Source organism: Sandarakinorhabdus sp. (genome assembly GCF_040398645.1).
Taxonomy (GTDB): Bacteria; Pseudomonadota; Alphaproteobacteria; order Sphingomonadales; family Sphingomonadaceae; genus Sandarakinorhabdus.
Window position 1 is genome coordinate 1 of the sequence record NZ_JBBATR010000042.1, and the last position, 20,750, is coordinate 20,750.

Annotated in this window: 15 protein-coding genes, 1 pseudogene and 1 CRISPR repeat array; of the genes and pseudogenes, 11 read left to right on the forward strand and 5 right to left on the reverse strand. The window is 62.4% G+C overall.

The window, feature by feature from the left end:
- Positions 1-485: 485 nt before the first annotated feature.
- Complete coding sequence (locus tag ABWP50_RS09805; RefSeq protein WP_353217816.1) at positions 486-2,099, reverse strand: GMC family oxidoreductase; 1,614 nt, start codon at positions 2,097-2,099, stop codon at positions 486-488.
- A 393-nt stretch (positions 2,100-2,492) separates the two neighbouring features.
- Between ABWP50_RS09805 and ABWP50_RS09810 the strand changes: the two genes are divergently transcribed.
- From ABWP50_RS09810 to ABWP50_RS09820, 3 genes are all read left to right on the forward strand, one after another.
- Positions 2,493-2,831, forward strand: a complete 339-nt coding sequence (locus tag ABWP50_RS09810) for a hypothetical protein (RefSeq protein WP_353217817.1) — start codon at positions 2,493-2,495, stop codon at positions 2,829-2,831.
- A 260-nt stretch (positions 2,832-3,091) separates the two neighbouring features.
- Positions 3,092-4,345 carry an MFS transporter gene (locus tag ABWP50_RS09815; RefSeq protein WP_353217818.1) on the forward strand — a complete coding sequence of 418 codons (1,254 nt, stop codon included), beginning with the start codon at positions 3,092-3,094 and terminating at the stop codon, positions 4,343-4,345.
- A 160-nt stretch (positions 4,346-4,505) separates the two neighbouring features.
- A complete protein-coding gene (locus tag ABWP50_RS09820; protein ID WP_353217819.1) occupies positions 4,506-6,809 on the forward strand; it encodes a TonB-dependent receptor in 2,304 nt (767 codons plus the stop codon).
- Here ABWP50_RS09820 and ABWP50_RS09825 read toward each other — a convergent pair.
- Together ABWP50_RS09825 and ABWP50_RS09830 are read right to left on the reverse strand one after the other, a co-directional pair.
- Positions 6,799-7,602: a TauD/TfdA dioxygenase family protein gene (locus tag ABWP50_RS09825; RefSeq protein ID WP_353217820.1), complete on the reverse strand. Its 804-nt coding sequence runs from the start codon at positions 7,600-7,602 to the stop codon at positions 6,799-6,801. The two genes, ABWP50_RS09820 and ABWP50_RS09825, sit on opposite strands and share 11 nt — an antisense overlap.
- Entirely contained in the window at positions 7,599-8,294 is a 696-nt protein-coding gene (locus ABWP50_RS09830) for an HAD family hydrolase (protein ID WP_353217821.1), read from the reverse strand. The genes ABWP50_RS09825 and ABWP50_RS09830 overlap by 4 nt, the downstream gene beginning before the upstream one ends.
- A gap of 143 nt (positions 8,295-8,437) precedes the next feature.
- Here ABWP50_RS09830 and ABWP50_RS13610 point away from each other — a divergent pair, with 143 nt between their 5' ends.
- Positions 8,438-8,584 (forward strand): hypothetical protein, encoded by a 147-nt coding sequence (locus ABWP50_RS13610; RefSeq protein WP_502951026.1) that lies wholly within the window; start codon positions 8,438-8,440, stop codon positions 8,582-8,584.
- Between the two features lie 180 nt (positions 8,585-8,764).
- Here ABWP50_RS13610 and ABWP50_RS09840 read toward each other — a convergent pair whose 3' ends face one another.
- Together ABWP50_RS09840 and ABWP50_RS09845 are read right to left on the reverse strand one after the other, a co-directional pair.
- Positions 8,765-9,607, reverse strand: a complete 843-nt coding sequence (locus ABWP50_RS09840) for a hypothetical protein (protein WP_353217822.1) — start codon at positions 9,605-9,607, stop codon at positions 8,765-8,767.
- Positions 9,608-10,172: 565 nt separating this feature from the next.
- Positions 10,173-10,370, reverse strand: a pseudogene (locus ABWP50_RS09845) (IS110 family transposase); the annotation flags it as partial.
- A gap of 420 nt (positions 10,371-10,790) precedes the next feature.
- Between ABWP50_RS09845 and ABWP50_RS09850 the strand changes: the two are divergent.
- The 7 genes from ABWP50_RS09850 (at position 10,791) to cas2 (ending at position 18,563) form a co-directional block, all read left to right on the forward strand.
- Positions 10,791-13,112: a CRISPR-associated endonuclease Cas3'' gene (locus tag ABWP50_RS09850; RefSeq protein WP_353217823.1), complete on the forward strand. Its 2,322-nt coding sequence runs from the start codon at positions 10,791-10,793 to the stop codon at positions 13,110-13,112.
- A 78-nt stretch (positions 13,113-13,190) separates the two neighbouring features.
- Positions 13,191-13,856, forward strand: coding sequence for a type I-C CRISPR-associated protein Cas5c (cas5c, locus tag ABWP50_RS09855; protein ID WP_353217824.1), 666 nt, complete (start codon positions 13,191-13,193; stop codon positions 13,854-13,856).
- Entirely contained in the window at positions 13,853-15,652 is a 1,800-nt protein-coding gene (gene cas8c / locus ABWP50_RS09860) for a type I-C CRISPR-associated protein Cas8c/Csd1 (protein ID WP_353217825.1), read from the forward strand. The genes cas5c and cas8c overlap by 4 nt, the downstream gene beginning before the upstream one ends.
- Positions 15,649-16,584 carry a type I-C CRISPR-associated protein Cas7/Csd2 gene (cas7c, locus tag ABWP50_RS09865; RefSeq protein ID WP_353217826.1) on the forward strand — a complete coding sequence of 312 codons (936 nt, stop codon included), beginning with the start codon at positions 15,649-15,651 and terminating at the stop codon, positions 16,582-16,584. Before cas8c ends, cas7c begins: the two co-directional genes overlap by 4 nt.
- Positions 16,585-17,229 carry a CRISPR-associated protein Cas4 gene (cas4, locus tag ABWP50_RS09870; protein WP_353217827.1) on the forward strand — a complete coding sequence of 215 codons (645 nt, stop codon included), beginning with the start codon at positions 16,585-16,587 and terminating at the stop codon, positions 17,227-17,229. It begins immediately after the preceding gene.
- Positions 17,229-18,269 (forward strand): type I-C CRISPR-associated endonuclease Cas1c, encoded by a 1,041-nt coding sequence (gene cas1c, locus ABWP50_RS09875; protein WP_353217828.1) that lies wholly within the window; start codon positions 17,229-17,231, stop codon positions 18,267-18,269. Before cas4 ends, cas1c begins: the two co-directional genes overlap by 1 nt.
- Positions 18,270-18,278: 9 nt before the next feature.
- Positions 18,279-18,563 carry a CRISPR-associated endonuclease Cas2 gene (cas2, locus tag ABWP50_RS09880; RefSeq protein WP_353217829.1) on the forward strand — a complete coding sequence of 95 codons (285 nt, stop codon included), beginning with the start codon at positions 18,279-18,281 and terminating at the stop codon, positions 18,561-18,563.
- 184 nt (positions 18,564-18,747) lie between these two features.
- Positions 18,748-20,726: a CRISPR direct-repeat array (repeat unit 31 nt; unit sequence GTCGCCCCTTCACGGGGGCGTGGATCGAAAC).
- Positions 20,727-20,750 lie beyond the last annotated feature (24 nt).

Consider the following 20,750-nt stretch of genomic DNA (forward strand, 5'->3'; position numbering starts at 1 on the left):
CTGATCCGCAAGTAGCGCAAGCCGCCTGACGGCGGCCTTCAGCCCACGCTTACCCTAGCAGTGAACCAAGCGGGCGCGCTCTACCGCGGACGTGCTTTGTCAAGGTGGGCCGGCTCATACCAAGTAACATTCACATTCTATCGAGAAAGCGCCCGCTCCCGATGAATTGTCAGCCGGCCCACATGAGCCGCGTTCAGACCGTTCAATCTAGGCACCGTCGCTAAGGAAAGGGCAATCATGGCAGCCTTGCTAATGCGCGGCAGTGGATCGGCGCCGAAGCGGGACCCCCGCTTATTCAGCACAGACGCTCGAAGTAATGCAAGAATACCATTTTTGGTGGGGTCCCGGTCGGCGCCGATCAGGACCCCGCACAACTTGGGATTCCGCAATAATTAGAGGTCTTTGGTACGGATGTCATGGGGTCCCGCTTCAACGCCTATCCACAACCGCCGTCGGAATCTGGATGCAATCGACGAATCGGTGACCTAATCCGCCAGAATCATGGCCGCCGCCTTTTCAGCGATCATAACGGTTGCTGCGTTGGTGTTGCCGGAAACGAGGCGCGGCATAACCGAGGCATCAACGACGCGCAGGCTGGTGATGCCATGGACGCGCAATTGCGGATCGACGACGCTGCTGGCGTCATCAGCGCGGCCCATCGCAACAGTGCCGACCGGATGATACAGCGTCGACCCCATCGTGCGGGCGTAATTGAGCAGTTCATCGTCGCTTTGCAGGTCAATGCCTGGCATCAATTCTTCCGCCATCCACGGGCTGAGTGACGGTTGCGACGCTAACAAGCGCGCCCAGCGCAAGCCGGCCACAATCGTCGCCTGGTCAGTAGCATCGGCGAGGTAATTGGGCCGGATTGCCGGACGATCGAGCGGTGCCGCCGTCTTGATATGGATGCTGCCACGGCTCTCGGGGCGCAACTGGCAAGGCGCGATGGTCAGCCCCGGCAGCTTTTCGAGCACCAGTTCGCCCTTGTTGACATAGGCATCGGCATCCATGCTGCCGGGCAGGATATGATATTGGACATCGGGGCCGGAAAGGCCGGGCCGAGTCCGCACATAGGCTTGTATGTGCGCCGCCGACAGCGCCAGCAGCCCCTTGCGCTGCACGGCATAGCGCGCCACCTCGCGGACCAACCTCCAACCACGGCTGAGTTCGTTAACCGAAATGCAATTCTTCAGGCGGAATTTGGTACTGACCATATAATGGTCCTGCAGATTGCCGCCAACGCCTTTGAGCGCGTGCACAACCGGCACGCCCGCCGCCGCGAGCACATCCGGATCGCCAATGCCGGACAGTTCGAGCAGTTGCGGCGAGTTGACCGCGCCGCCTGAGAGAATGACCTCGCGGCGTGCCATTGCGGTGATGCTGGTGCCGTTTTGCGTATATCGAACCCCGGTGGCGCGCTTGCCGTCAAAGGTAACGCATTCGGCTTGGGCATGGATTTCAAGGGTCAGGTTGGAACGCTGCAGCGCCGGGCGCAGATAGCCCATTGCAAGCGACCAGCGCCGGCCGTTCTTGATGGTCATCTGAAAATAGCTGATGCCATCCTGGGCTTCGCCGTTGATATCGTCGTTGAACGGAACCCCCGCCTCTACCCCAGCGCGGATCACTGCATCCGAAATCGGATGGCGATCCTGCGGGTCCGACACGTTGAGCGGGCCATCGCCGCCGTGCAGCGGATCTTCGCCCAGCCGTTCATTGCTTTCGGCACGGCGGAAATAGGGCAGCACATCGCTGTGGCTCCACCCCGTGCAACCAAGCTGCGCCCATTGATCGAAATCCGCTGCTTGGCCGCGCACATAAAGCAGCCCGTTGATCGATGATGATCCGCCCAGCACCTTGCCGCGCGGCCAGACGTGCGGGCGGTTGCCCGATGTCGGGTCAACCTCGGTTTCGTACAGCCAGTTGACCTTGGGGTCCTTCAACGTCGTCGCATAACCTATGGGGATATGGATCATCGGGCTGCTGTCCTTGCCGCCCGCTTCCAACAACAGCACGCTGTGCTTGCCATCAGCCGTCAGCCGATTGGCGAGGACGCACCCCGCGCTGCCGGCGCCGACGATGATAAAATCAAATTCGCGCATCACCTATTCCCCCGCCTATCCCTGGACAGCTAAGTTCATGCCTGTTCACCTCATGGCTGTCCACCAGAGTCGCTGGTTAGGCCGGGTTCCCAGCGAAAGCACTTTAGCTCGGTCGGTTCCCGTCCGAGGACCGGCTCAAACTGGGTCAGAAACAGCCATGATGGCGGTTACGCACGAGAGTTGGCCCAGAGGTGGCTCGGTTTGTCTGAGGTGGCCCCGCCTGTTTGGACAGATTGGCGGCGAAGTTAAGCTAGAGCGGTTTCCACACGAACTGACTCGTTGGGGATTCCCTTTTCGGCGGCGTTGTGATTCAGACTTTCTGCTGGTGGCAGGTGGCCAGCATGGATGGCTCGAACGCTTTCACAGGATCTTCGGGACCGGGTTATCGGTACGATGGACGGCGGCACGAGTTGCCGAGCGGCAGCAGCACATTTTGAGGTCAGCACTTCGAGCGCGATCCGCTGGCGGCGCCTGGCCCCTCAGCATGGCCAAGTTGTTGCGAGGCCTCGCGGCGGCGACCGCCATTCGGGCAAGATCGGAGCGCACGGCGATTTCATCAAAGGACTGGTTACCGAGCTGGGCGACATCACCCTGGTCGAGGTTCAGGCGCGGCTGATGGAGCGCGGCGCGCCGGTGGGCATCGTCACCGTGCATCGCTTCTTTGCTCGGCACGGGATCATGCGTAAAAAAAATTTGGGCACGCGATCGAGCAAGATTGGCCCGACGTCCTGAGCCAGCGGCAGCGCCGGTTCGACCGCCGACTTGATCTCGATCCGGAGCACCTCGTCTTTATCGACGAGACCTGGACTGCCACCAACATGACCCGCAGCCATGGTCGGTGCCGGAGAGGCGAACGGCTGCACATGGGCTTCCCCCATGGTCATCGCAAGACGACGACCTTGGTCGCTGGCCCGCGCATGACCGGCATGGTAGCCGCAACGTAAGTTGGTGACAGACACATGTGTCGGAGATGTTTTTTGAAGGCTGGATCGATGCAACGCTTGAACACAGGGATCCCGTGCGTCGTCGACACGGTACGCGCCGAGGATGTCTCGCACACACGGCGGGTCGGTGCGCTGCTTTACCTGCTCCTTGGCTATTTTTGTTACGCTTGGGCGTGGAATACGGTCGACATCCTGCGGCCTTACATCCGCGATTCGGTAGGTTTGACGATGGCGCAGTCCGGCTGGCTCTACACAATGCAGTCGTCGGGAGCGCTCATCGGCGCAGTCGTGCTAGGGCAAGTTGCCGACCGCATCGGCCGGCGCGTTGTGCTTATGCTGGTGATGGTCGGTTTCGGAACCGCCCTGCTGGCCGGGATCGTCGTTGCCGATTTCGCGCAATTGGTGGCGCAGCGGATGGCGATGGGCTTTTTCATGGGAGCGATGTTCCCGATTGCCGTCGGCATCTATTCCGGGCTTTTCCCGGCAGATTCGCGCGGGCTGGTCGCCGGCATCGTGATGGCCACCTACAACATCGCGGTCGCCACGCTCAGCTACACCGCCGGCCAGGTCATCGCCGCTGGCCATGACTGGCGCAGCCTGACCTGGATCGGCGTCGTGCCGATCGTGGCGGCCGGCTTTGCGCGCTGGGCAATTCCCGATGACCGGCGGATGCTGGCATGGGGCAGCCGATCTGGGGATCCACAAACCGCCGGCAGCCTGCCGATCGCCGAGCTTTTCGTGGCCAGCGTGCGGCGCCGCACGCTGGCGCTAGTTATGATGACTGGCCTCAATTTCTTCGCCTACCAGGCCTTCACCGGCTGGGCGACGACCTATCTGAAGGACGTTCGACAGGTCGATCCGGCGCTAATCGGTACCGTGCTGGCGGTGCAATTCCTCGCTTCGGCGCTCGGCGGCTTTGCCTGGGGAATGATTTCCGATCGCATCGGACGACGCCGCGCTGCCTTCGGCTTCATCGGCGCAGCGCTGATCATCCCGGTTTACCTGTTCGTTCCGATGTCCGACACGGCGTTCATCGCGCTGGGCTTCACCTATGGTTTCATGCTGTCGGCCAGCACCGTCTGGGGGCCGTGGCTGACGGAGCTCTACCCGCCGCACCTGCGCTCCACCGCTGCCTCGATCTTCAATTGGGGGCGGATCATCTCGATGACGGCGCCGATCCTAACCGCAGCGCTTGTGCCGGTCATCGGCATGGCACCAGTCATGCTCGGCGGATGCGCGGCATTCCTCACGGCAGCGGTGATTTGGCTGCGCTTGCCGGAAACCGTCACCGCCCGGGCCTGACGAGCCGCGCGACTGCAACCCAAGCGGTGCCACGCAGCGGCTAAATGCAGCAATTGCGACCGTCGGTGGCGCCGTGCGGCAAAATTGCGTTTGCATGCGGCGCAAATCTCGCGGCGAAGCAGCGTTGCACAACACGTCGCGGGCGCAACAGGACAAAGTAATGATCGAAACCAGAACATCGCTGCTGATCGCGGCCGCCGTCGTCGGTCTTGCCGGCCCCAGCCCCGGGCGAGCGCAGGCTGCCACCGCAGCCGCAGCAGCTTCTGATGATGAAAGCGCCGCCGACGAGATCGTTGTGACCGCGCAGCGCCGAGAACAGCGGTTGCAGGATGTGCCGCTTTCGGTGACCGCCATCAGTGGTGCACAGCTTGCGCAGCGTGGCATCAACGATATCTCGACGCTCAATACCTCTGTGCCCGGCCTCAACTTCGGCCAGTCCGGTAGCGATGCCCGCCCGGCGATCCGCGGTGTCCGAACCGAGGAAGTCGACGCCGCCAACGATCCCGTGATCGGCTTTTTCGTCGATGGCATTTACAAGCCGCGCACGTCGCAGGCGCTGGCGGCGTTCGTCGATCTTGATCGAGTCGAAGTGCTGCGCGGCCCGCAGGGCACGCTGTTCGGCCGCAACACCTATGGCGGTTCGATCAACCTGGTGTCGCGATTGCCGGGCGACAACCTCGGCGGTTCGGGATCGATCCGCTACGCCAGTTTCAACGACATCCGCGTCGAGGGCGTCATCAATGCGCCGATCGCCGACCGCACGGCGGTACGCCTCGTCGGCCTGTTCCAGCAGTCCGACGGCTTCGTCAACGTGCTGGCGCCGCGCATTGCCGGCGGCGGCCAAGCCGGCAATTTCAACGACAACGACCAAGGGTATATTCGTGGCACGCTCCGCCATGATTTCAACGACGATGTCCGTCTGATCGTGCGTGCCAGCCGCTGGCAGCAGAACGGTACGGGTGCCGGCGGTTTCGGCTATACGACGGTCGGCACGCTGCGTGCCACTGCCGGCGCGACGCCGGGCAGCGCGACGGGCGTGCAGGACATCGGCGGCTTTCTCGATCGCAATAACCCGCGTGCCGGGGCGACGCCCGGCCCGTCCGACGTCGATCCCTACAATGTCTTCCGCAATACCGACCTGACCCGCCGCACCCGCGAGACGACGCTGAACGCCGAACTGTCTGCGACGCTCGGCCCGATCCGTTTCAAGTCGATCACCGGCTACGCTAATTTCAGCTCGTTCCGCCAAAGCGACGAGGATTTTTCGGAAAGCTTCGCGACGCTGCTGGAACTCGAAACCCAGTCGAAGAGCTTCAGCCAGGAAGTGCAATTCCTGTCCGAATATGGCGGCCCAGTGCAATGGGTAGCCGGCTTCTTTTATTTCAAGGAAAATGTCGTCGAAGATTTCTACTTCCGCACGCCGACCAACCCCAACAATTTCACTTTCCGCCAGGACGTGGCGACCGACAGCTTAGCCGTCTTCGGCCAGGTCGACTGGAAACTGGCGGAAAACGTCACGCTCGTGCTCGGCGGCCGCTACACCTCCGACCTGAAGCGCTTCATCTACCAGAGCCCGGTCGGCGTGCCCGACCTCTCGCCCGACAAGGCCGAATTCGATCGCTTCACCTGGCGCGCCGGCATCAATGTCGACTTGACCCCCGACCATCTGTTCTATGTTTCCGCGTCGACCGGCTTTCGCTCCGGCGGCTTCAATAACGGCGGGTCGCCGCCGGTGCCATCCTATGGCCCGCAGACCGTCACCGCCTATGAAATCGGGCTGAAGAGCGAATTCCGCGATGCCGGCCTGACGCTCAATATCGCCGGATTCTACGATGATTACGACGACATCCTCGCCAACACCTTCGTCGACATCCCCGGCACTGCCACCACCGTCGTGGCACGCTCCAACGCCGGATCGTCGCGCGCCTATGGCTTCGAAGCCGAAGCGACGTGGCGGCCCGCCGATGGCCTCGTCATCGATGCCAATGCCACCTGGCTCAACGCCCGCTTCGATCGTTTCACCGCGACACGGCCGCTGGCGCAGGCGACGGGTTATCGGCTGGTCGTGGGCTCGACCAACCAGCTCAACCTGTCGGGAAATGTCGTGCCGCTGTCACCCGACTTCACCGTATCGATCGGGGCCAGCAACCGCATCGGCCTCGGCAGCGCCGGCAGCCTGACGCCGGCCGCCCGTTTCTTCTGGTCCGGCAGCTATTTCGTCAACGAATTCAATTATGATGCCGGTATCGATGGCCGTGCCGTCGGCCGCCAAGGCAACTATACCCGCACCGATCTCAGCCTGACCTGGGCCGCGGCAGAGGACCGCTTCACGCTGCAGGCATTTTTCCAGAACCTCGAAAACCGGGCGATCCTCAACCGCTCGGTAATCGGCGGCCAGGGCGCGATCTTCCAGAACTTCGCGCCGCCGCGGATATTGGGGGTAAGAGCCGGCTTTAAATTCTGACGGTTTCGCCCGATGAGAAGCCGCCCGCGGCGAGCGGCGCTTCGCCTGCGACCATCCCGCGGTGCAGGGTGCGGGGCGCCGAAACGCCGTCGTGGTCGGCGCGGTGCATCGTCACCCGATTGTCCCAGATCAGCAGGTCGTCGGGCCGCCAGGCGTGGCGATATAGGCAGGCGGCTGGCTGGCTGCGGCGGTAGAGAATGGCGAGGATGCGGCCTGCCAGTTTGGAATCGATGCCTTCGATGGCGATGCATCGCGCCGGCGTCGAAAGGTACAGCGCGGTTTCGCCGGTGACCGGGTGGCGACGAAACAATGGGTGCCAATTCTGTTCGTCGATGCCGTCGAGCCCGGTGCAGCGATGCAGAACACGGCGGCCTTCCAGGCACTGCCGCCAGCGCTGCGGCAGGCCGGCGGCGGCGCGGACCTGGTCGCTGAACATGGTGGTGCCGCCGCTTTCCGGCACATGCACCGGGCGCAGCGCCGTCAGCGCCGGCGGGCTGGCGAAATAGCTCGAATCGGTGTGGAACCGGCTGACCGGCGGCGTGGTTCGACCGACATTAGTGACGATGTTGAGCAACGGCGCACCGGGAACCGGCACCTCGCCCTCGGTGAAAACCAGCGGGCCGAAACCGCGCAGGAATGCCGTGAACGCCCGGTCGTCGCCGGTCTGGCCGCGCAGCACCAGCACGCGATGGCGGGCGACAAGCTCGGCCAGCTGCCGATGGTCGGCGCAGCCGCCGGCCCAGTCGAGCCCGATGACTTCGGCACCGAACGGAGCCAACGGCCGGACGATCACGCTTCGATCAGCGCAAGCAGCCGCGGATCGAGCCGACCGTCGGCATCGGCAAGCTCATCGAGCACCAGATCGGCCTGCCAGAAATCCTGGCCTCGCGCGAAGGCGCCCGGCACCGCCACGGTGGTGATGCCGGCGCGAACCGCGGCCATCACGCTGCTGGCAGTATCCTCGATGGCGATGGCATCGCCAGGCTGTGCGCCGAGGCGTTCCAGCGCGGTCAGGAACGCCTGCGGGTGCGGCTTGCCCTGCGCGACATCACGGCGGCCGATCACCACATCGAAGCGGTCGGCTGTCAAGGCTCCGCCCAGCGCCAGGATCGCATCGATATTGGCGCGTTCGGTCGAAGTGACGAAGCCGCAGCGCCAGCCGCGCTCGGCGGTCAGCGCCAGCGCTTGCGCCACGCCGGGACGAAGCGCCGGCTGCCGCGCTGCGATTTCGGCGCAGGCCAATTCGGTCTTGCGTGCATGGATCCGCACCAGCGTTTCGGGCGCCAGATCCTGCCCCGTCGCCCGCGCCAGCATCGACAGGCGATCAAGCCCGCCCGATTGCGTCAGCAGTTCGCGGTAGACCGCAGGGCCCCATTGCCAGTCGAGGCCGGCTTCGCGAAGCGCTTCGTTATAGGCCCGGCGCTGGATGTCAGACGATTCGACAATTGTTCCTATGGAGCCCATCAGCAGTACGGATCTCGGCATACAACACTCCGTATCGCTCAGGACCCGACGCTTTCGTGGTCTCGCAATACTTGTGTCGAGCCCCGCCGTGGCTGTCAACCGCGCCGGCGGCTCCGACGTTTGTCAGCTGCACCCGTTAACCCAGCAATCGTTTGCTAGGTGGCGTGGATAAATTTGAGCCAGTACCTGACGGCAGCGAGGTGAACTATGCTGAGGAAGTTTTCGGCGAGTTGATCATATCGAGTGGCGATGACGCGATTGATTTTCAGGCGGTGAACCGTGCCGAGTATGCCAAATGCTGTTCGGTTTAAGCCATGCGGCGATACGCTGGGCAGGCCGTTTTTGAGCGCCGACGCCGGCACATTGCATGTTCGCGGCGACTCGTGTCTCGGCGCTCCTGTCGAATCAGCGTGGTGCAACGGCACTGCCATCGCTGAAGCCATTGTTGCACAGGTGGGCACAGGATCACGCGAGCGCCGACAAGCTTCCGGTCAGGCTGTCCGCTGCCGGTAGGCAAGCTCAAACAGCGCGGCCAGGGCCTCGGCCCGCGATCCAAGCTCACTGCCGGTGAGCCGCAGCCGATAGTTGTTATACCGTCGGTCATAAGGCTGGGTCTCAAAGCCTATCGCTTCGATCGCTGCCGTTTGCTCCTCGGTCACTTCAAGGCGGATACCGACCGACACACTCTTTCTCTGCGGCTGGAACTTCACGAAATTGAACGGCTGGCCGGCTCTGGTGATGCCGACGTAGAACTTGGTGTATTTGAGCTCGAGGCTTTGATCGTACTGCTTGACCAGTTTGAACAAATTGTCGGTGAGCTGGAGCATCTGCGGGCTGGAGCGGTCCTCCCAATATGCCCGATCAGCCGGCGCTGCCTGCGCGTCTTCGTCTTCGTCGACCAGGCCCCGGGTCAACTCGTTGATGACGGTGGTGAAGTTCATGGTCAGATGCTCGCCGACCCGCAGGGCCTGCATCTGGATAGCAATCAGCGGGATGGCGCCGTTGAACAACGCTATGATGTTCAAAAACCGGCTGGTGATGTCCTCAGCGATGATGACGGCGCAATGGTCATACTGGGGATAGCGTTTGCGCTCGATGTCCCAATATTCAATCGTGCGGATGATATGGGACTCATCGGTGGCGCCAAGCTGCAGCTCGACCTCGTAGCGGCGCTTGGTCTCGACATCCTGCAGCAGCAGGTCGAGCCGGCCAGCCCGCGGCTGGATACGTTCGCGATCGCGCAGCACGAGATCGCCTAGACCCAGAATGGCTGGATCCTCGGCGATCAGCCCCTGGACCCAGGTTTCGCTGAAGTCCGGGTGAGCCCGGAGCATAACGCGTTCCGAGCGTAGATATGTTGTCATGTTCCGACCCCGTCACCCTATGTCCACTCGAGGCGACGGCCGAAGCCGGATGTTGGAAACCTGGTCAACGAACAGGCGCATGCGCCTTTACCGTTGCCGGCTGGACATGCGCGCATGCCACCCGGCCTCAGGTTACCCTGTGACCGGTGCCGTTGTTCGAGGTTTCCATGCCCCACCACCCGTCTCCGAGCGGTAGGCGCACTCTGCAAACTCGATGACCCGTTGGCAATCTTTTGTTGCAGCGCGACGTGAGATGGGGCGTGCGGGCGCATGGCCAACGCGACATCGATGCATTGTTGCCATGGAACTGTCGACAGGAGCCTGCCAGAATAGCGGCATGACCGCCTCGTCTTCGTTGAGCTGGCGCTGAAGCGAACGCATCAGCAATCCGCTCTCGGTGCCGTTGTCGAAGATTACCCGTCGTTTCCGCTGAAGCCGTAACCGGCGCCGTCGCCCGTCTAATTGCCGGTCAGATTAGGGCTAAGCTAACGTAAGCAGTCTGATGCAGATATCGGAGATCCTGCCGACGATGCGTTTGGATCAGGCTGCGCGCGTCGGCAATGACCATGCGGAACATCGTGATCGCGGCCGAGTCCAAAGGCACGGGCAGCGCGATCGACGAAGTCGCAGTGGCGTAGATGTCGTTGATCAGGCGCGCCTTTGACACCTTGCGGCCGACCAATGGCCAAGCCGCGGCCGAGAAGCCATCGCGCCCAAGGGCGGTTATCGCCGCGCGCTTGCCATCCGCGAGAAGCAACTCGGCCCCAAGCATCCCGACATAGCCAACAGCATCAGTAATCTCGCGCTTACGCGGAAACAATCCGCTTCCTCCACCAGTAGCGCCGCCACCCACAGTAGACGAATTTTCCGTACAAGCTGAAGTCTATAAACAATTCCTCCATATGCAAACAATATCATTTAAAAATTTTCATACTTAAATACGACAAAATCGACTTTGTACCGCAGACTTTGCTTTTCTGGCTCCAGATATTATTATTTGAAGCCTCAGCGACCTGTGAGGTGTTCACGCCTGTTTGGACAGTTTGGCGGCGAAGGTTAGCGAAACCCGGGCTTCGATTTAATCGAACGCTCCTACAATCCCACAAGCAGCGCCTTCTCGACTTCGAGTGACAGATTAGTATAGCCCTACACTGTGTACATTGAATTGGCAGCACCTCGCTACGCACACTCGCTCCCTGAACGGCCCGTTGATGATTGGGAACCGCTGGGCGAGCACCTGCGCGAAGTGGGCGAGCTTGCAGCTAAGTTTGCCACGCAATTTGCAGCGGGTGAAATCGCTCGTGCGATGGGTACCCTGCACGATGTAGGCAAGGTGTCAAAAGCCTACCAGGACTATATTTCTCGGCCTCCGTCCGCTGAAAAGGGCCCGGATCATTCGACTGCTGGCGCGCGGGTCGCGGCTGAGCGGTATAAGGGGCCACTCGGCCGCATCATGGCATTCGGCATTGCGGGCCACCACGCCGGCCTTGCCAACGGCATCGCCGCAGGCGCACGGCGCCCGTTGGTCGATCGGCTCGATCCGGGGAAAGTAGCGATCGAAGCCTATGATGGCTGGGAAGCGCATGCCGTCCCGTTGCCCTCTAGTTCTAAGATGGATTTGCCCTTTTTTCGGGATCATCCCGACCGGCGCGGCTTTGCCCAGGCTTTTCTGGTCCGCATGCTGTTTTCATGCCTAGTTGATGCCGATTTTATTGGCACCGAACGCTTTTATGCCGAAGCAAATGGGGAAACGCTGGAGCGCGGGTTTGGGGATTTGCAGCCTTCGCACTTGGAGGTGGTGCGCGCATTCATGGCAGCGCGTCCATCACCAGCAAGCGCCCTGAACCTTTTGCGCGCCGACATTTTGGCTCATTCTATTTCGCGCGCCGAACTGACCCCTGGGATGTTCACCATGACCGTGCCTACTGGCGGCGGTAAAACGCTAACCTCGCTGCGATTTGCGCTGGAACATGCCGCGCGGCATGGATTGAGGCGGATCATCTATGTGATTCCCTTCACGTCGATCATTGAACAGACGGCGGGTGTTTTCCGGGATGTGCCAGGCATAGGAGATATTCTCGAACATCATGCGAGCTTTGATTGGGACGCCCGTGACAAGGCGTTTTCGACCGGCACCGACGATGAAGGCCCTGCCGGTATCGGCAAGCTGCGCCGCGCCACCGAAAACTGGGATGCGCCGATCATCGTTACAACCGCGGTGCAATTCTATGAAAGTCTGTTTGCTGCGCGCACCTCACGTTGCCGCAAGCTGCACAATTTGGCGAACAGCGTAATCATCCTTGATGAAGCGCAGACACTTCCGGTGCCGCTGCTGCGGCCGTGCATGGCGGCGCTCGACGAATTGACGCGTAACTATGGCGCCAGCGTCGTGCTGTGCACCGCCACCCAGCCTGCGCTGCGCCGCATGGACGGCGCGTTGCCCGCCAGTCCGGCGGGTGGGACGCAGGGCTTCGACATCGACGAGACACGCGAACTTGCCCCTGATCCGCCGGCACTGTTTGCCCGGTTGCGCCGTGTGACGGTTGAATATCGCCGGGAACCGATTGCCGATGCCGACATCGCCGCCCGCTTCGCCGACGCATCGCAGATGCTGTGCATCGTCAACAGCCGCGCCCATGCGCGCGATCTGTTCGAAGCTATCCGGTCGATGGATGGCGCCGTGCATCTGACGACGTTGATGTGCGCGCAGCATCGGCGCGCAGTACTGGCGAAACTCCGCATTGAATTGGCGGGACAACGCCCGGTGCGGCTGGTAGCAACATCGTTGATCGAAGCCGGGGTCGATGTGGATTTCCCCGAGGTCTGGCGGGCGGTGACCGGGCTCGATTCGATCGCCCAGGCGGCAGGCCGTTGCAATCGCGAGGGCGGAATTTTGAATTCCGGCGGGCGGGTGGTGGTGTTCGAACCCGCCGATCATAAGACGCCGCGCAGCATATTGAGCTTCTGGGACGCTGCGAGGCAAGTGCTCGGCAAATTTGAAGACCCTCTCTGCGATGCAGCGGTAAAGGCCTATTTCAGTGAGCTGTATTTTGTGAAGGGCCATGCTGCGCTTGATACGGCAATGCCCGGCGGCATCATGCCCGCGATATCCGAAACGGCTCGCGGGCTGAACTTTCCCTTCGCCGATATTGCCGACGCCTTCCGGATGATCGACGATATCATGGATCCCGTGTTGATCCCGCGCGATGCCGAGGCCGCAGCCGCGATCGCGAAGCTGCGTGCTGCCGAACGCCCCCCGCGCGACGTGCTACGCCGTTTGCAGCAATACAGCGTTTCGGTCCCTACCAAGGCGCGATTGGCGCTGATCATTGCGGGTGCCGCCGAGCCAATACGTCCTCAGGATTTCGGTGATCGCTTTGTCGAGCTGACGAACATGTCGCTTTACGATGAAGCGCTGGGACTGCGTTTTGAAAGTCCGGAATTTCGGACAATTGACAGCAATGTGATGACTTGAACTCCAACAGTAAAATTGCGGACCTGGCTTGTAAAATAACTATGAAGTGCCATTCTGAGATTCGGTAGGGAGAGTCACTTGGGTTATGGAATTCGTCTGCACGTCTGGGGTGAGCGCGCGTGTTTTACCCGGCCCGAATTGAAGGTGGAACGCGTCAGTTACGATGTCCCAACGCCTTCGGCAGCGCGCGGTATTCTCGAGGCGATCCATTGGAAACCCGCTATCCGCTGGCAGGTGACACGCATTCATGTGCTGAAACCGATCAAATTCCAGTCCTTTCGCCGTAACGAGGTCGGCGCCAAGATCAGCGCCGCCAATGCCCGTAGTGCCATGACGCGCAGCAGCACCGACGGGCTAGGCATGAACATGGAGGAGAACCGCCAGCAGCGCGCCGCAACCATCCTCGTCAATGTCGCCTATGTCGTTGAGGCGCATTTTGACCTGACCGATAAGGCCGGCCCGGATGACAGCGCCGCCAAGCATATCGCCATGTTCAACCGCCGTGCTCAACAGGGCCAGTGCTTTCACCGCCCCTGTCTTGGGACGCGCGAATTTCCGGCGGAATTTGCGCTTATCGCACCTGACGCGCCGTTGCCCGATCATGAGGCCATACCGGATCGTGATCTCGGCCTTATGCTGCACGACATTAGCTTTCCTGAAGGCATCTCGCATTTCTTCCGCGCCGCGCTGGTGGGTGGCGTCGTCGACGTGCCGCCGCCGGGCAGCCCGGACCTGATGGCATGAGCATCCTCCAGGCGCTGAACAGCTATTACGACCGCATGGCGGCGCGCGGCGAGGCCGAAGCGCCGGGTTGGTCGCGCGAGAAATTTGGCTGGTGCCTGGTAATCGATGCCGATGGTCAGCCGGTGGATGTGCTGGACCTGCATGACACGGCGGGAAAGAAGCCGGCGGTGACGTTGCGCGACGTGCCGGCAGCGGTGAAGCGCACCGTGGGAATCGCGCCGAACACTTTGTGGGACAAAACCAATTATGTCTTTGGCCGCACCGCCGGCAGCGGCAAGCGATCGGCCGAGGAACATGCTGCATTCCGGGTCGCCACGCTGGCGCTGATCGGTGACAGCGCAGATCCCGGCCTGCTCGCGCTTCGGCGCTTTCTCGAAATCTGGGCCCCCGAACGCTTCGACGCGCTGCCGTTTCGTCTTGATATGCTCGATGGCAATTTCCTGTTTCGGTTGCAAGGCGATGGCCAATTTTTGCACGATCGCCCAGCCTCACGCGCGCTGGTCGAAGCCGTCGCGGGTGATCCGACTGAAGCGGCCTTTTGTCTCGTTACTGGCGTATCTGCCTCGGTGGCGCGGCTGCATCCGACTATCAAGGGCGTGGAGGGTGCACAGTCGTCCGGCGCGGCACTGGTCTCGTTCAATCTCGATGCCTTTGAATCCTATGGCAAATCGCAAGGGCAAAACGCCCCGACCTCGCAGGCCGCCAGTTTCCGTTACGGCGCGGCGCTAAACCGCCTGCTCGATCGCGGTAGCACCAACCGTACCCGCATCGGCGACGCGACCGTGACGTTCTGGGCCGACACATCGAAGGGAGAAGTGGCGGCCAGCGCAGCGGAGGGCATGTTCAGCCGTTTCTTCACGCCGCCGCCGCTTGAAGACGCCGATGAAGCGGCCAAGCTGCGAGCGGCGCTGGAAGCCGTCGCCAAAGGCCGGCCGATGCGCGAAGTGAACCCTGATCTTGAAGACGGCACCCGTTTCCACATCCTCGGCCTGTCTCCTAATGCCGCGCGACTGTCGATCCGCTTCTGGCTTAGCGACGATTTCAGCGTCTTCGCCCAACGGCTGGCAGCACATTTTGCCGATCTCGAGATCGCGCCTAGCCCCTGGCGCGGCAACCCGCCCGCTATCAACCAGCTGCTGGTCAAGACGACAGCGTTGATGGAGAAGTTTGAGAATATCCCGCCGCAGCTTGCCGGCGAAGTAACCCGCGCCGTGCTCGAAGGCCGCGCCTATCCACAAAGCTGGCTTGCCGCCGCCGTCATTCGTCTCCGCGCTGGCGATGATCCGCTGACTGGCTGGCATGCAGCCGCCATCAAGGCGGTCCTGTGCCGCGCCGAACGCCTGTCCCGCCGTGATCCCTCCACACCCGAGAAAGGGGAAACACCCGTGAGTCTCGACCGCGAGCATCCCAGTACCGCCTATCAGCTCGGACGGCTGTTTGCCGTTCTGGAAACCGCGCAGCGCATGGCGCTGGGCAAGGTCAACGCCAGCATCCGGGACCGATACTTTGGTGCGGCATCGGCCACGCCAGCTGGCGTGTTCCCGCTGCTGCTGCGCGGTGTGCAGAACCATCTTGGCAAGCTGCGCAAGAACGGCACGGGAGGCTGGATCGAACGCGAGATCGAGGACATCCTCGATGTCGTCGGCGTCGATCTGCCAAGAGCGCTGCCACTCGCCGAGCAGGGCCGCTTTGCCATCGGTTATTACCATCAGCGCAAGACCCAGTTCGCCGGCCGACCCGATATTGCGGCCGAATTGGCCGACGACGCCACCAACAAAGATGGAGAAGACCTGTGACCAGCCCGGCCGTAACCCAGCGTCATGAATTCGTGCTGTTCTTCGATGTGTCGAGCGGCAATCCCAATGGCGATCCAGATGCCGGGAACATGCCCCGGCTCGATCCCGAAACCAACCAGGGACTGGTCTCGGATGTCGCGCTGAAGCGCAAGATCCGCAACTATGTAGCGCTGGCACGGCCCAATGCACCGGGCTACGAAATCTACATGTCAGAAGGCGCGACGCTCAACAACCAGCATAAGCGGTCATGGGCGGCCGTGGCGCCCGACATTACCAAGGCCGAAGATTTCAAGAAACTGCCCAAGGATGAGGCCAAGGCGCGGGAACTCACCGCCTGGATGTGCGCCAATTTCTTTGACATCCGCAGTTTCGGCGCAGTCATGACCACTGGCGTCAATGCCGGCCAAGTGCGCGGACCCGTGCAACTGGCCTTTGCGCGTTCGGTCGAACCGATCCTGCCGTTGGAAATCTCCATTACTCGGATGGCGGCGACCACTGAGGCCGATGCCGAGGCGAAGGGTGGCCGCACCATGGGCCGCAAGCATATCGTGCCCTATGGGCTTTACCGCGTCCATGGCTTCATATCGGCGCCGCTCGCGTCGCATGCGACTAAGGGCACCGGCTTTTCCGAAGACGACCTTGAATTGCTGTTCGAAGCGCTCGCCAACATGTTCGATCATGATCGTTCGGCGGCGCGTGGCGAAATGGCCAGCCGCAAGCTGGTCATCTTCCGCCACGCCTCGGCGCTTGGCAATGCCCAAGCGCAATCGCTGTTCGACCGGGTAACGGTCAGCCGGGTGTATCAAGGTTCTGCCCATGCTATCGGCGACCGCGCCACCGAAAACTGGCCCTCGGCTCGGGCCTGGAGCGATTACCGGGTCAACGTGAACCATGATGGCCTGCCATCCGGCATCGAGATCATAGAGCGGTAATTGACACTCATCCCGCCTGATCCTGTTGCCGAAGATGCGCTGATCCCGCTGTCGGCGCTCCAGCATTATCTGTTCTGCCCGCGGCAGTGCGCGCTCATCCATGTCGAGCAGCTTTGGGCCGAGAATGGCGCTACTGTCGATGGCCGCATCCTGCATGAAAAGGTTGATGGCGGCCGGCCCGACAGGCGTCCCGGCGTGCAGACATTGCGCGGTGTGGCGCTGCGCAGCCTGGCGCTTGGCGTGGCTGGCAAGGCCGATGTGGTGGAACTGACCGGCACGCCGCCACGGCCGTTTCCGGTGGAGTATAAGCGCGGCCGGCCAAAGCCGCACCGCGCCGATGAAGTGCAGCTCTGCGCCCAGGCAATCTGCCTTGAGGAAGCATTCGGCACCCAGGTGCCCGCCGGAGCGCTGTTCTATGGCGCCACGAGGCGGCGCATGGATGTGATCTTCGATGCCGAATTGCGTGCCCTGACCGTGAATATGGCTGAGAAAACCCGCACCATGATCGCTGCCGGGCACACGCCGGCCCCGGTCTATCGCGCTTCCGCATGCGACCAATGTTCGATGATCGATCTGTGCGAGCCCAAGCGACTTGAATCTCCGCCGCACATCGCCGGCTGGCTTGCAGCGCAACTGGCAGGCTGATGCGCCGTCTGCTCAACACCATCTATGTCACGTCCGAAGACGCCTGGATGCGCAAGGAGGGCGCCAATCTGGTAGTTGAATCCGATGGTGTGGAAAAAGGCCGGGTGCCGCTGCATATGCTGGAGGGCGTCATCGGCTTTGGCCGCCCTGGCGCCTCGCCGGCCTTGCTGGCCGCCTGCGCCGAAGCCGGTGTGGCGGTCAGTTTCCTCAATCCGAACGGGCGATTTCTTGCCCGGCTGGAAGGCGCCCGCACCGGCAATGTGCGGCTGCGCCGTGCCCAGTATCGCGCCGCCGATGACCCGGCACTGACCGCGGCAATCGTTCGCAACATCGTGACTTCCAAGGCCGCCAACCAGCGCACCGTGCTGCGCCGCGCGCTGCGCGACTATGGTGCGACCTTGGAGGATAAGCAGCGTAGCGCGCTGGACATCGCCGAGCGCCGTCTCGGCGAGATGACCCGCCGCGCGCTTTCCGCCGAAGACGTCGCGACGCTGCGTGGGCTGGAAGGCGAAGCCGCCGCCAACTATTTCAGCGTGTTCGATACGCTGGTGCGCTGCGAAGGTCCGGCGTTCCGCTTTGCTGGCCGCTCGCGCCGGCCACCGCTTGATCGGATCAACGCGCTGCTGTCATTTCTTTACGCGCTGCTTGGCCATGATTGCCGATCGGCGCTGGAGGCGCACGGCCTTGATCCGCAGGTCGGGTTTTTGCATGCTGACCGCCCTGGCCGCGCCAGCCTTGCGCTTGATATGATGGAGGAGCTTCGCCCAGTGTTAGCCGACCGTCTGGCCCTGAGCATGATAAACCGCCGCCAATTGGAAGCGGATGACTTCATGGTGGAGGCCGGCGGTTCGGTGATGATGAAGGATGATGCGCGCAAGCGAGTGCTCGTTGCCTGGCAGGAACGCAAGCGCGAGTACATCCGTCACCCCTTTCTGGGCGAAACCATTGCCTTCGGGCTGGTGGCGCATGTGCAGGCCCAATTGCTGGCGCGGCATTTGCGCGGTGACCTTGATGGTTATCCGCCCTTTGTGTGGAAATAGTCGATGCTAATGTTGGTCACCTATGATGTCAGCACTGTTGACAGCGCGGGCCGGCGTCGGCTGCGGCGGGTGGCGCGGGCGTGTCTCGATTACGGCCAACGCGTGCAGAATTCGGTATTCGAATGCGAGGTCGATCCGGCGCAATGGGCTGTCCTGCGTGCCCGTCTGCTCGGCGAGATCGAGCGCGCCGAAGACAGTTTGCGCTTCTATCGGCTGGGCACTGACAGTCGGCGCCGCATCGAACATGTGGGTGCAAAAGTACCGCTCGACCTGGAAGGCCCGCTCCTGTTTTAGCGCGTCGCGCGAACCGGCAGCGCGCACAGCCCACGTTGCCGGTTCGCACATTGAATTTCTGATTGTTTAGCCGATAGTTGGGATAGTCAGGCGGCTCGACACATCCGCGCGATTGCCAAAGCCAGCGCCTTACGCGCAATCGACCTCCTAGGCCGCTGTTTCTTATCGTGATATTAATGGAGCTGTCGCCCCTTCACGGGGGCGTGGATCGAAACACCGAACACTGCCTCGATGCCGTCCAGATAAAGGTCGCCCCTTCACGGGGGCGTGGATCGAAACTTTGGCCGCACAAAGCTGCGCCCCAATGCGGTCGTCGCCCCTTCACGGGGGCGTGGATCGAAACCCCGCCAATGTAATGGAGCTGGCGAGCGTCGTGGGTCGCCCCTTCACGGGGGCGTGGATCGAAACCCTTCCAAGCATCCCGCACCGCAGGCGGCACAAGTCGCCCCTTCACGGGGGCGTGGATCGAAACACCGCCAGCGCGCCCGATGCGCCATAAACCACCACGTCGCCCCTTCACGGGGGCGTGGATCGAAACGTTTAACCCGTCCGCTTATTCCAACAGCACAGCAGGTCGCCCCTTCACGGGGGCGTGGATCGAAACATTCCGGCTGCGGTCATGACGCTGAAAGAGCTGGGTCGCCCCTTCACGGGGGCGTGGATCGAAACGTTTACCGTTCGCTTTGGCGCGTGCCTCACGTCGAGTCGCCCCTTCACGGGGGCGTGGATCGAAACACGGCCACCGGCCTGGTTATCCAGAGCGAGATGTCGCCCCTTCACGGGGGCGTGGATCGAAACTTTGGGGCCAAGAAGGTGCCAGGCGAAGGCGACACGTCGCCCCTTCACGGGGGCGTGGATCGAAACGGCCATGTCATCGGCGGGCGCCGGTTGACAATCGTCGCCCCTTCACGGGGGCGTGGATCGAAACACCGTGAACCTCGCCGGCAGTTTCGGCGTGAACAGTCGCCCCTTCACGGGGGCGTGGATCGAAACAGATCAAGTTCGCCAGCAGGCGCGGCAGCCGACACGTCGCCCCTTCACGGGGGCGTGGATCGAAACCTGGCGTTGGGCAGGCTGCCAGCTTGGCCCTCAGTCGCCCCTTCACGGGGGCGTGGATCGAAACACAGCATTTCCCTCCACGGCACGATTCGATGGATGTCGCCCCTTCACGGGGGCGTGGATCGAAACGTCACCTACAATGCCAACGGCACCTCTGGCGGCGTCGCCCCTTCACGGGGGCGTGGATCGAAACAACAACCTGAAGGCTCGGGTCCCACGGCCCCAGTGTCGCCCCTTCACGGGGGCGTGGATCGAAACAATCGTCCCCACGTCCGAGTTGCGGACACGTTCGTCGCCCCTTCACGGGGGCGTGGATCGAAACAATCGACGCTTTATGATGCCGGCGATCAGTCTGGCGGTCGCCCCTTCACGGGGGCGTGGATCGAAACATCGCGGGGTTGCGGCTGATCGTGCCGATGGTCGTCGCCCCTTCACGGGGGCGTGGATCGAAACGTGAACGGTCATCGATATTGGCCGCTATCAACCGGTCGCCCCTTCACGGGGGCGTGGATCGAAACCACCGCGCTTGCTCTTGTTTCCGGCACATTGTTGGGTCGCCCCTTCACGGGGGCGTGGATCGAAACATGTTTTCGATGGCGGCATAGGCGGCGGCGAAGTGTCGCCCCTTCACGGGGGCGTGGATCGAAACTGGCTGCCGTTGTGGGCGAAGGTGTCGGCCGCCGGTCGCCCCTTCACGGGGGCGTGGATCGAAACACGGCAAGGCTGCGGAATCCGCTGTTGACCATGGTCGCCCCTTCACGGGGGCGTGGATCGAAACTGGTGGCTGACGCTAATGGTGACGAGACCCGCGCGTCGCCCCTTCACGGGGGCGTGGATCGAAACACCAGGCCGGCCTGAAGGCGCTCGCCGCGTCAAGGTCGCCCCTTCACGGGGGCGTGGATCGAAACACCTTGCGTTGCTCTTGCGCCGCGATGCGACGGCCGTCGCCCCTTCACGGGGGCGTGGATCGAAACTGGCCGATGCTGGTCATCGTCGCCTGGAACTGGCTGTCGCCCCTTCACGGGGGCGTGGATCGAAACTGGCTGGCGATGTTGCCCATCTCGCCGTGCCGCGTCGCCCCTTCACGGGGGCGTGGATCGAAACTTACCGTAGGCGCGCTGGCCATCA